The organism is Collimonas sp. OK242 (assembly GCF_900107095.1).
Classification (GTDB): domain Bacteria; phylum Pseudomonadota; class Gammaproteobacteria; order Burkholderiales; family Burkholderiaceae_D; genus Collimonas.
The window spans coordinates 103,801-115,777 of sequence record NZ_FNOR01000011.1 but is presented as its reverse complement, the minus strand read 5'-3'; the positions used below and the strand labels follow the sequence as shown (position 1 = coordinate 115,777).

The 11,977-nt window shown below is 59.6% G+C and carries 9 protein-coding genes and 1 pseudogene; 9 read left to right on the top strand and 1 reads right to left on the bottom strand.

Annotated elements, in window-relative coordinates; all coding sequences use genetic code 11:
- The first annotated feature begins 5 nt into the window (after positions 1-5).
- The 9 genes and pseudogenes from BLV81_RS13905 (at position 6) to BLV81_RS13865 (ending at position 10,927) form a co-directional block, all read left to right on the top strand.
- Entirely contained in the window at positions 6-977 is a 972-nt protein-coding gene (locus BLV81_RS13905; protein ID WP_092357233.1) for a dipeptidase, read from the top strand.
- A 41-nt stretch (positions 978-1,018) separates the two neighbouring features.
- Positions 1,019-1,543: a DUF5943 domain-containing protein gene (locus tag BLV81_RS13900; protein WP_092357231.1), complete on the top strand. Its 525-nt coding sequence runs from the start codon at positions 1,019-1,021 to the stop codon at positions 1,541-1,543.
- 15 nt (positions 1,544-1,558) lie between these two features.
- Positions 1,559-3,622, top strand: coding sequence for an NADH:flavin oxidoreductase (locus BLV81_RS13895; protein WP_092357229.1), 2,064 nt, complete (start codon positions 1,559-1,561; stop codon positions 3,620-3,622).
- Between the two features lie 2 nt (positions 3,623-3,624).
- Positions 3,625-5,529, top strand: a complete 1,905-nt coding sequence (locus BLV81_RS13890; protein WP_092357227.1) for a (Fe-S)-binding protein — start codon at positions 3,625-3,627, stop codon at positions 5,527-5,529.
- A 2-nt stretch (positions 5,530-5,531) separates the two neighbouring features.
- The gene (locus BLV81_RS13885) at positions 5,532-6,710 is read left to right on the top strand and encodes an electron transfer flavoprotein subunit alpha/FixB family protein (protein WP_092357225.1); all 1,179 of its coding nucleotides are present in this window, start codon (positions 5,532-5,534) and stop codon (positions 6,708-6,710) included.
- The gene (locus tag BLV81_RS13880; protein ID WP_092357223.1) at positions 6,707-7,501 is read left to right on the top strand and encodes an adenine nucleotide alpha hydrolase family protein; all 795 of its coding nucleotides are present in this window, start codon (positions 6,707-6,709) and stop codon (positions 7,499-7,501) included. Before BLV81_RS13885 ends, BLV81_RS13880 begins: the two co-directional genes overlap by 4 nt.
- 34 nt (positions 7,502-7,535) lie before the next feature.
- On the top strand, positions 7,536-8,828 hold the full coding sequence (locus tag BLV81_RS13875; RefSeq protein ID WP_092357221.1) for an aromatic ring-hydroxylating oxygenase subunit alpha: 1,293 nt from the start codon (positions 7,536-7,538) through the stop codon (positions 8,826-8,828).
- Positions 8,829-8,909: 81 nt separating this feature from the next.
- Positions 8,910-9,959 (top strand): annotated as a pseudogene (locus tag BLV81_RS13870) (2Fe-2S iron-sulfur cluster-binding protein); the annotation flags it as partial.
- Between the two features lie 110 nt (positions 9,960-10,069).
- Positions 10,070-10,927, top strand: a complete 858-nt coding sequence (locus tag BLV81_RS13865; protein WP_092357219.1) for a glycine betaine ABC transporter substrate-binding protein — start codon at positions 10,070-10,072, stop codon at positions 10,925-10,927.
- Positions 10,928-10,959: 32 nt separating this feature from the next.
- Here BLV81_RS13865 and BLV81_RS13860 read toward each other — a convergent pair whose 3' ends face one another.
- Positions 10,960-11,847 carry a transcriptional regulator GcvA gene (locus tag BLV81_RS13860; RefSeq protein ID WP_092357217.1) on the bottom strand — a complete coding sequence of 296 codons (888 nt, stop codon included), beginning with the start codon at positions 11,845-11,847 and terminating at the stop codon, positions 10,960-10,962.
- Between the last annotated feature and the right edge of the window lie 130 nt (positions 11,848-11,977).

Here is an 11,977-nt window from a genome sequence, read left to right as displayed (position 1 = left end):
CCGGCATGAGCAAGCTGCATCAGCAAAGTCTGGTCATCGACGGCCTGAATATCTCGAAATGGGAGCGGCCGGTATTCGAAGACATGAAGAAGGGCGGCCTGAGCGCCGTCAATTGCACCATCTCGGTATGGGAAAATTTCCAGGGCACGGTCGGCAACGTGGTCGACATGAAGAACCTGATCCGCGCTAACGCCGACCTGCTGACCCTGGTGCGCGGCGTCGACGATATCAAGCGGGCGAAAATAGAAGGCCGCACCGGCGTCATCCTGGGTTTCCAGAATGCCCATGCATTTGAAGACAACCTCGGCTATATCGAAGTGTTCGCCGAACTGGGCGTGCGGGTGGTGCAGCTTTGCTACAACACCCAGAACCTGATCGGCACCGGCTGCTATGAGCGCGATGGAGGCTTGTCCGGCTTCGGCCGCGAGGTGATTGAAGAAATGAACCGGGTCGGCATCATGGTCGATCTGTCGCATGTCGGCGGCAACACCTCAGCCGAGGCGATCCTGGCGTCGAAGAAACCGGTCTGTTATTCGCACTGCCTGCCGTCCGGCTTGAAACAGCATCCGCGCAACAAGAGCGACGAGCAATTGAAATTCATTGCCGATCATGGCGGCTTTATCGGCGTCACCATGTTCCCGCCGTTTTTGAAGCGCGGCAGCAATGCCAACGTTGACGATTACGTGGAGGCCTTCGATTACATCATCAACCTGGTCGGCGACGATTGCGTCGGCATCGGCACCGACTTCACGCAAGGTTACGGCAAGCCATTTTTCGAGTGGCTGACGCACGACAAGGGCCGCCATCGCCGCCTCACCGATTTCGGCACGGTGATCAATCCGGAGGGCTTCCGCACCATAGGCGATTTCCCCAACCTGACCACGGCCATGGAACGCGCCGGCTGGAAAGAGAGCCGCATACGCAAGGTGCTGGGCGAGAACTGGCTGCGGGTTTTCGGTGAAGTCTGGAACGCTTGAACGCCATATAAAACAACACTGAGCAATACTAAGGAGTAGCAATGCAACCCCAATTGCCGATTGAAGTCGATGCCGAGACCGGCGTCTGGACTACCGACAAGCTGCCCATGCTGTATGTGCCGCGCCATTTTTTCACCAACAACCATACTGCGGTAGAGGCTGCGCTGGGGCGCGAAAAGTATGCACAGATCTTGTACCAGGCCGGCCACAAATCGGCCTATTACTGGTGCGACAAGGAAGCCAAGCAACATGGCATGTCCGGCCTGGACGTCTACAAACATTATCTGAAACGTTTGTCGCAACGTGGCTGGGGTTTGTTCTCTTTCTCCGAGGTGGACGCAGCCAACGCCAGCGCCAGCATCAAGCTGCTCAATTCGTCGTTCGTGCTGCAGCAACCGGAAGCGCACGGCAAGCTGTGCTACATGTTCGCCGGCTGGTTTGCCGGCGCCATGGACTGGGTCTCCGACACCGGCGGCAATCCGCTGCGTTCGGTCTGCAGCGAAACCCAATGCGGCGGCGAAGGCCACGATCATTGCGTGTTCACCGTCACGGCAGTCGCCGCTTAGGGATAGATACAGATCATGCGTTATCCGACCTTGTTTTCACCGTTGACCTTGAACCAGGTAACCCTGCGCAACCGGGTGGTCAGCACCGCCCATGCAGAGGTGTACGCGGAGGCAGGCGGCTTGCCGGGTGAGCGCTATATACGGTATTACGAAGAAAAGGCCAAGGGCGGTCTCGGCCTGGCGATTTGCGGCGGTTCCAGCACGGTGTCCATGGATAGTCCGCAAGGCTGGTGGAAATCGGTCAACCTGACTACCGACAAGGTGATAGAACCGCTGTCGCGGCTGGCGGAAGCCATGCACCGGCATGGCGCAAAAATCATGATCCAGGCTACCCACATGGGCCGCCGCACAGCATGGCATGGCGAGAACTGGCCGCATCTGGTGAGTCCTTCAGGGATACGCGAGCCGGTCCATCGCGGTAACGCCAAGATCATCGAGATTGAAGAAATACGCCGCATCGTCGCCGATTTTGCCGCCGCGGCCAAACGGGTCAAGCAGGCCGGCATGGATGGCATCGAGATTTCCGCCGCCCATCAGCAATTGATAGACCAGTTCTGGAGCCCGCGCGTCAACCAGCGGACCGACGAATACGGCGGCAGCCTGGAAAACCGCATGCGCTTCGGCATCGAGGTGCTGACGGCGGTGCGGGATGCGGTCGGCAGCGATTTTTGCGTCGGCCTGCGCATGTGCGGCGATGAGTTCCATGAAGATGGGATCGACCATGAAACCGCCAAGGAAATCGCACAGGCGATGTCGGCCAGCGGCCTGATCGATTTCCTGAGCGTGGTTGGCTCCGGCGCCGATACGCACAATACGCTCGCCAATTGCATGCCGCCCATGGCCTTGCCGCCGGAACCGTTCGTCCATCTGGCTGCCGGCATCAAGGCGGTGTCAAAAGTGCCGGTGATGCATGCGCAAAGCATACGCGATGCCGGCCAGGCAGAACGGATACTGTCTTCCGGCATGGTCGATCTGGTAGGGATGACACGGGCGCAGATCGCCGATCCGCATATGGTGATCAAGATTCGAGACGGCCGCGAAGATGAAATCAAGCAATGCGTGGGCGCCAACTATTGCATCGACAGGCAGTACAACGGCCTCGACGTGCTGTGCGTGCAAAACGCCGCAACCTCACGCGAGCAAAGCATGCCGCACCAGATCGCCAAAAGCCGTGGCCCGAAACGCAAGGTGGTGGTGGTAGGCGCCGGTCCGGCGGGCCTGGAAGCAGCGCGGGTTGCGCGCGAACGCGGCCACGACGTGGTGCTGTTCGAGCGCAGCGACGTGGTGGGTGGCCAGATCAACCTGGCGGCCAAGGCGCCGCAACGCGAGCAAATGGCCGGCATCGTGCGTTGGTTCGATATGGAAACCAGGCGCCTCGGTGTCGACCGCCGGCTGGGCGTCGATGCCGACGAGGCAATGATTCTGGCTGAACAGCCCGATATCGTGGTGTTGGCCACCGGCGGCAGCAACCACACCAGCCAAGTGGCGGCCTGGGGCATTGCCGAAGGTTTGTCGGTCAGTTCCTGGGATATTCTGCAGGGACGCATTGCGCCTGGAAAGAACGTGCTGGTATATGACGGCATCAGCACCCATGCCGGGTTTGGCGTGGCGGATTTCCTGGCAAGCCGCGGCAGCATGGTTGAAATCGTCACGCCCGACGTCAAGATTGCCGACGATACCGGCGGCACCACTTTCCCGATTTTCTATCGCCGCCTGTATGCGCAAGGCGTGATCCCGACGCCTAACTACTGGCTGGACCGGGTCTATGCAGAGGGCGACAAGAAAGTAGCGGTGCTGCGCAACGAATATACCGAAGTGCAGGAAGAGCGGGTGGTCGATCAGGTCGTGATTGAAAACGGCATCTTGCCTAACGATCATTTGTACTGGTCGCTCAAACCGCAATCGCTCAATCGCGGCCAGATCGATGTCGGCAAACTGTTTGCCGCCGAGCCGCAGCCGGCATTGGCGGAAACCTTGGGCGACGGTCGCTTCCTGCTGTTCCGGGTCGGCGATTGCATCTCCATGCATAACATCCACGCGGCAATCTATGATGCGCTGCGCCTGTGCAAGGATTTCTGACCATGGACAGCTCGGCTTCTCCTCTCAATCACGTCATCACCGTCTTGTTCTGGCTTTCGGTGGCGGGGCTGGCGGTCGGCATGATGCGCAGGGCGGCGTTGTGGCGCGCCGGCCGCGATGCTGCGGTGTCCTGGCTGGGATTGCTGGCCATCCCCAAACGCTATTTCGTCGACCTGCATCATGTGGTGGCGCGCGATCCGTATATCGCCCGTACCCACGTGGCTACCGCCGGTGGTGCGATCGCGGCGATGGCGCTGGTGGCCGTCAACTACGGTTTGATGTTGTACGCATCATTCCTCAATACGGCGATTGCGCTGTTTGCATTGCTCATGCTGGTCGGCGTGCTGTTCGTCTGGCATCGGCGGCGTACGCCGCCGCCACGTTTGTCGCGTGGCGCCTGGATGCGTTTGCCCTGGATGCTGGCGGCATTTGCAGTAGGTTTGCTGGCGCTGGGTTTGATTCCCTTGCAATTGGTGTCGGGGCTGAGCGGGTTGGCGACAGTACTGCTGCTGGGACTGGGCGCCTGGACCCTGACCGTTGGCGCTACCCGCGGCGGGCCGATGAAGCATGCGCTGGCCGGTTTGCTGCACCTGGCGTTTCATCCGCGCCAGGAACGCTTCAGGCAAGATGGCGATGGCACGCCGCCCACCGCGCTTAAGCCCTTAAAGCTGGATCAGGGCGAGCTCGGCGTCGGCAAGCCGGTCGAATTTCGCTGGAATCAATTGCTGGGTTTCGATGCCTGTGTCCAATGCGGCAAGTGTGAAGCGGCTTGTCCGGCATTCGCCGCCGGCCAGCCTTTGAATCCGAAGAAGCTGATACAAGACATGGTAATCGGCATGGCTGGCGGCAGCGACGCCAACTTTGCCGGCAGCCCTTATCCTGGCATTCCGCTCGGCAGGCATCAGGGCCGGCCACGCGATGCGATCGTGCCGGGACTGATTTCCAGCGACACCTTGTGGTCTTGCACCACCTGTCGTGCCTGCGTGCAGGAATGCCCGATGCTGATCGAGCACGTCGACGCCATTGTCGACATGCGCCGCCATCAGGTATTGCAATATGGCGAAGTGCCGGGAAAAGGTCCGGAAATACTGGCGAACTTGCGCGAGACCGGCAGCGCCGGCGGCTTTGACCTGGGCGTGCGCTACAACTGGGCGGTCGATCTTGGCGTCCGGCAGATCGCTCCTGGGCAGGCGGTTGATGTGTTGCTGATGGTGGGCGAGGGCGGCTTCGACATGCGCTATCAACGCACTCTGCGCGCACTGGTCAAGGTATTGCAGGCTGCGGATGTGGATTTCGCCGTGCTTGGCTCGCTGGAAACGGATACCGGCGATGTCGCCCGCCGCCTGGGCGACGAAGCGACGTTCCAGGACATGGCCAAGCATATGATTGCACAGCTGTCGGCCTTCACTTTCAAACGGATAGTCACAGCCGACCCGCATGTCATGCATTGCCTGCGTAATGAGTATCCCGCATTCGGCGGCCGGTATGAAGTCTTGCATCACACCAGCTTCATGGCGGCGCTGGTAAATACCGGAAAAATCAAGCCGCGCGCGGCTGCCGACAGCGGCCAGCGTTTTACCTATCACGATCCCTGCTACCTGGGGCGCTACAACGGTGAGACAGGAGCGCCGCGCGAATTGCTCAAGCTGCTTGGCCTGCCGTTGCATGAAATGGAGCGCAACGGCATGCGCGGCCGGTGTTGCGGCGGCGGCGGCGGCGCGCCACTGACCGACATCCCCGGCAAACAGCGCATCCCCGATATTCGCATCCACGACGCCCGCGCCGTGCGCGCCGATACGGTGGTAGTGGCTTGTCCGAATTGCAGCGCGATGCTGGAAGGCGTGGTGGGACCGCGTCCCGAGGTACGCGACATCGCCGAATTGCTGGCCGCGGCATTGGAGAATTGAAGATGGACGTGGCAATGGGCATAGGAAAAAACAAGGGCATCAGACGCATCGATCCGCGCCGTCCATTTACCGTCAATGCGGGTGGACTCAAGCGTATTGTGCTGGGCGAGGTCGGCGCCGGCGATGACGGCCGCCGCCGGCTACTGATCCAAAGCCAGTCGCATCAGACCGCCAAACCTGTGCGTCTCGCTGCCGATGTCGCGCCGGTAAAGTGCCTGCTGGCAGTCGCGCACAGCGATCGTGGCACGCTGGATGAACATGCGCGCCAGGCCGTGGCTGCCGCAGCATTACTGGCGGATGATGTGACCGAAGTGGTGTTGCTGGTGTTCGGCGATCTGAATGACGATATTGCCGCGCTCGGTGCAGACCGCTGCATCGTACTTCCGCAATACGGCAATCACGTGTTTGCGCCGGAAGCCGAACTGGCGGCGTTAAGCAGCTTGATCGAACAATTGCAGCCGGCCCATGTCTTTATCCCTGACAACGGTATTGCCGGCAGCGATCTGGGGCGCCGTCTCGGGGCGGCGGCAGCTGACGCCAGCATCGCTACCTGCGTGGTCGAGATCGACAAGACAGGATTGGCGGCTTATCGTCAGCAGGGCCAGTTTCTGGCTAGACGCAGCTTGGCGAACATCATTCTGCTGGAAATCGACGCGGTGGATGCGCGGCTGCCTTTTCTCGGCCGTGGCCAAGTGGCCGATAAGTTGAGCGCCGCTCTGGCTGTGGCGGCTGGCGCGGCAGCGTCGGCCAAGGCATTTCTGGATCTCGGCTGCAAGACCATGGCGGCGTCGCAGATGGAACTGGAGGAGGCTGATTTCATCGTGTCGGCCGGCAACGGGGTTGAAGATGTCGTGCTGTTCAATTCGTTGGCAAACGCACTGGATGCGGCGGTGGGCGCGAGCCGGGTTGCTGTGGATGACGGCAAATTCAAGCGCGACAAACAGATCGGCGCCACCGGCAAGACAGTCAGCGCCAGTGCTTATCTTGCGTTCGGCATTTCAGGCGCGGTCCAGCATCTGCAAGGCATCAAGGATTGCCGCCATGTTATCGCAGTCAACCTTGATGCCAGCGCACCGATGATCAAGCGCGCCGATCTCGGCATCATCGGCGATGCTCAGGAATTGATGGCGGCGCTGCTGGATCAGGTGCGGCAGGCTCGCAATGCGGCGGTGGCGTCATGAATCAGACCGTCATCAAGCGGATCGCGGTACTGGTGTCGATCGGCCGCCATCCGGTCAGCGGCGTGCCGCGCTATAGCCGCAATGACGCCGCCGCCCTCAGCATGGCAAGCCAGCTGGCGCAGCGCGCAGCCGGGATCAGCATCGATGTGATCCATGCGGCTGATAGCGACAATCCGGCGCTGTCCGAATACCTGGCGCTGGGCGCCGCCAGCGTCACGTTGATCGAAACGACAGTCTCTCACGATGTGTTGCCGGCGTTGCAAGCGCAGCTGCAAGCGTATGAGCTGGTGCTGTGCGGCAGCCGTGCTGAAAGCGGGGCTGGCAGCGGCATGTTGCCCTATCTGCTGGCGGCGCGCCTGAACTTGCCTTTGCTGGCCGGTGTGATTGCCGTGACGGCGGGCAAGGAGACGGTCGTCGCTCAGCAATATCTGCCTAAAGGGCGCCGGCGCGAAGTGGCGCTCCAGCTGCCGGCCCTGCTGGCGGTGCATCCGCTGGCGTCCAACAGTTTACGCTATGCCTACGCCAGGTTGTGCCGCGGTCAGATCAGGAAACAGATCTTTGCAACGCATGAAGCGGCGGTTTGCGACAGTGCCCAGACGTGGACAGTCGACACCGTCAAAGCTGCGCCGCGCAAGCTGGCGGCGCCGGAGAAGCGCTCCGGGCATGCCCGCATGCAAGCGGCGACCGTGACTGAAAGTCGCGGCGGCAAGGTGGTTCAGGACGGCAGCGCTGCCGATAAGGCAAAAGTAGTTCTTAGCTATTTACGTGAGCATCACCTGGTCGAATATTGAGTCGGTTCCATAAATGCAACGCATGGAGAAATAATTGAAAGTATCCAAAGAGATTCAATCACTGATCGCCAAGCGCCTGCCTGGCCATAGCCTGGATGCGCCGTTTTATTTAAGCCCGGAAATCTTCGACCTGGATATCCAGGAGATTTTCGGCAAGCACTGGATCCAGGTCGCGGTTGAACCGGATATTCCTGAACCCGGCGATTACGTCACCGTCGAGATCGGCCTCAACTCGATCGTGGTGGTGCGCGACGACGACCTGTCGGTGCGCGCCTATCACAATGTGTGCCGCCATCGCGGTGCGCGCCTGTGCTCGGAGCACAAAGGATCGGTGGGCAATCTGGTCTGTCCTTACCACCAATGGACTTACAACCTGGGTGGCGAACTGATCTACGCCGAGCACATGGGGGAGAAATTCGATCGCTGCAAGCACAGCCTGAAGGCGGTGCACGTGGAAAATCTGGCAGGGTTGATATTCATCTGCCTGGCCGAGCAGCCGCCGCAGGATTTTGCCGTCATGCGCGAGGCTATGGCGCCCTATCTGCTGCCGCACCGGCTGCAGGATTGCAAGATCGCCAAGCAGGTAGATCTGATCGAAGAGGGCAACTGGAAGCTGACCATGGAGAATAACCGCGAGTGTTATCACTGCGCGACCAATCATCCGGAGCTAACCGTTTCCTTATTTGAATTCGGCTTCGGTTATCAGTCGGCGCCTGGCAATGCCGAACAGATCGCTGAATTCAATCGCCTGGCTGCGCAACGTTGCATTGAATGGGAGCGAGCCGGCTTGCCGTCGGCAGAGATCGAACGTCTGGACGAACTGGTGACCGGCTTTCGCACCCAGCGCCTGCCGCTGGACCGCGCCGGCGAATCGCAGACGCTGGACGGCAAGGTCGCCTCTGGCAAGCTGCTGGGACATTTCGAACGCGCCGACCTGGGCGGCCTTTCGTTCTGGACCCAGCCGAATTCCTGGCATCACTTCATGAGCGATCACATCGTCACTTTTTCAGTCTTGCCGTTATCGGCGGAGCGTACCCTGGTGCGCACCAAATGGCTGGTGCACAAGGATGCGCGCGAGGGCATCGATTATCAACTCGATAATCTGACCGCGGTGTGGAACGCCACCAATGAGCAGGACAAGCGGCTGGTCGAACTGTCGCAGCAAGGGGCGCGCAGTACAGCCTATCAGCCCGGTCCTTATTCGCCGTATACCGAAGGTCTCGTTGAAAAATTCTGCACCTGGTATATCGGCCGCTTGTCGGCTGGCTTGTTAGCGGACTCATCGGCCGCATCGGCTACTACTATAGCGATCGCTGTGGAGAATTAATTGAAAGCCGAAATATTGCCAGGACCGGTCATGGAATCCTATAAACTGAATCGCCGGCATTTCTGGGACAGCATCCCGCCGCTGTGGAACAGCGACAGCGAGGAAACGCTGGTCTGTTGTCAGGTGCGCGCCGAAACGCACGATGTAAAGAGTTTTTTCTTTGCCGCTGCCGACGGCGCTGCATTTGCATTTCAGCCGGGCCAGTTCATCACGCTGGAGCTGGAAATCAACGGCGAGCTCATCAACCGCTGCTACACGATTTCGTCGTCGCCGGCGCGGCCGCATACGATCTCGATTACGGTCAAGCGTGTGCCGGGCGGCCCGGTATCGAACTGGCTGCACGACAATCTCAAAGCCGGCGACAAGGTCAAGGTATTGCGCGCAGCCGGTGAATTCACCTGCGCTATCCATCCCGCGGAGAAATATCTGTTTTTGTCGGCGGGTTCGGGGATTACGCCGCTGATGTCGATGTCGCGCGCTCATCACGATTTGTGCGATGACAGGGATATCGTCTTCATTCACAGTGCGCGTACTCCGGATGACATCATCTTTGAACGGGAATTGAGCCTGATCGCCGCCAATCAGCAGAATTTCAGGACACGTTTCATCTGCGAGCGGCCAGGCCAGCGGCGCGAGTGGTCTGGCCTGATCGGCATGCTGTCGCTGGCGGCGTTGAAATTGATGGCGCCCGATTTCATGGAGCGCGAGATTTTCGTATGCGGCCCGGCGCCCTACATGAAGGCGGTGCGCAGCATGTTGGATGAGGCCGGTTTTGACCATGCGCGCTATCACGAGGAAAGTTTTTCCTTCGAGACTTTGCAGCAGGATAGTGGACCGCAGACATCGGTTAGCAACACTGCGGCGACGGCCGGCTTCGAAATCAATTTTCAGAAGAGCATGCGCCAGATCGTGTGCGGCCCGCAGCAGCATGTGCTGGAAGCCGCCCGCAGCGCGGGGGTCAGGCTGGCGTCCTCGTGTGCGCAGGGAATGTGCGGCACCTGCAAGGTCAAACTGATTTCCGGAACCGTCGACATGCAGCACAAGGGAGGCATCCGGCAACGGGAAATCGACCAGGGCATGGTGCTTTTATGTTGCAGCAAACCGCTAAGCAATCTGGTCGTGGACAAATAATCGGGGTCAGAATAATCGGGGTCAGAGTCGAATTATTTCGAAGATTAATTCGACTCTGACCCCAATTAAATCAGGCAGTATAAATCGCAGCATACTGAAAGAGGTCGACCATGAATTCGATACGAAAATTGTGTTATCTGATCGTTGCGCTGGCGTGCGTGGCGAGCTCGGGAATCGCCGCAGCCGATGCCAGGCCGGGCATCAAGATCGGCTATGTCGAAGGCTGGTCGGACAGTGTCGCGACCACTTATGTCGCAGCGCAGGTCATCCGCCAGAATCTGGGTTATGAGGTGAAACTGATACCGGTCTCCGCCGGACTCATGTGGCAGGGCGTGGCGCGCGGCGACCTGGACGCCACTATGTCAGCCTGGCTGCCGGTGACGCAGGGCGCGTACTACGAAAAACTCAAGGATAAGGTGGTGAACCTGGGCGTCAATTATCCTGGCGCCAGGATAGGCTTGATCGTGCCGGCTTACGTCAACGCCGGCAGCATCTCCGATCTGCCTGCACAAAAGGCTGCGTTCGATGGCCGCATCGTCGGCATCGACGCCGGCGCCGGCGTCATGACCAAGACTGAACTGGCGATCAAGGAGTACGGCCTGGACTACAAGCTGATGCCCAGCTCGGGCAGCGGCATGATGGCTGAGCTGGAGCGGGCTATCCGCAATAACAAGGCGATTGCGGTGACCGGCTGGGTGCCGCACTGGATGTTCGCAAAATGGAAGCTGAAATTCCTGGACGATCCGAAAAAGGTCTATGGCGAAGCCGAGCACGTCGACAATATCGCCAATCCCGGCCTGGAAGCCAAGGCTAAGCCTGTCAATGATTTGCTCAAGCATTTCTCGTGGCTGCCGGGTGAGATCGATAGCGTCATGCTGGCCGTAGAAAATGGCGCAAAGCCTGAGGCGGCCGCAAAAGAATGGGTAGATGCTCATCCGCAACGCGTCAGCCAGTGGCTGCAGAAGTAAGTGCATTGAGGAGCGTTTAGCGTGCAGGCGGATCAGCTCTGGCAGGTTGCCGCCTCTGCCAATAGCCAGGAACGAAAAGCCATGATCCTGGGTTTCAGCGCCGATGCTTTGGGATATACCTGCCAATAGGAAAAATCATTTTTCAAGCGTTGCCGATAGGGCGTTAACAGCCGGCCTGCGGCAATGTCGTCGGCCGCCAAAAACAGGCGCCCCAACAGCACGCCATGGCCGTCGATAGCTGCCTGCAGCGCCAGGCTGCTATCGGTAAAGCCTGAGCCTTTGCGGGCGTCCACCGCAGGAGTTTCGACCAGCTCCAGCCATCTCGACCAGCCATCGCGCGGCGTATCGTGCAGCAAAGGGTGCTGGCGCAAGTCGGACGGCATTTGCAGCGGCTTGCGCGCATTCAACGCCGGACTGCACATCGGCGTCAGCCATTCCTGGGCTATGAGATCCGCTTGCAGGCCGCTCCAGCGGCCATGGCCCAGGCGGATGCCCAGATCGAAATGCTTGCTCGAAAAATCCCAACTCTCTTCGGTGCTGACTAGATCCAATTCTATCTCCGGATGCGCAGCATGAAATCGGCTGAGCCGAGGCATGAGCCATTTCGCCGCAAAAGAAGGTAGCACCGTAATGCGTAAAGGGCCGGCCAGCGTGCGGCTCGTCAAGCGTTCTGTGGCGGCAGTCAGGCGATCCAGAGCCTCGGCCACATCCGGCAAATAGGCTCTGCCATCCGGGGTTAACGTTAATGCGTGGCCACGGCGCTCAAACAATTTCATTCCCAGCCATTCTTCCAATTGCTTGACCTGATGGCTGATTGCCGCCTGCGTGACGTGGAGTTCAGTCGCAGCACGCGTGAAATTTTGATGGCGTGCGGCGGCTTCGAAGGCTTTCAAGGAGGTAAGAGGAGGGAGTCGGCGCATGGCTCAATCAATTTTTCTTATCGAAGGCATGAGAATACTTCGTTTTGTCGAGATCGGTAAGTGCGGTTTAATTTGCTCCAGCAAACAAGGTTTTCCAATTTAATTCAAGAGCCCGATATGAACTGCGCAT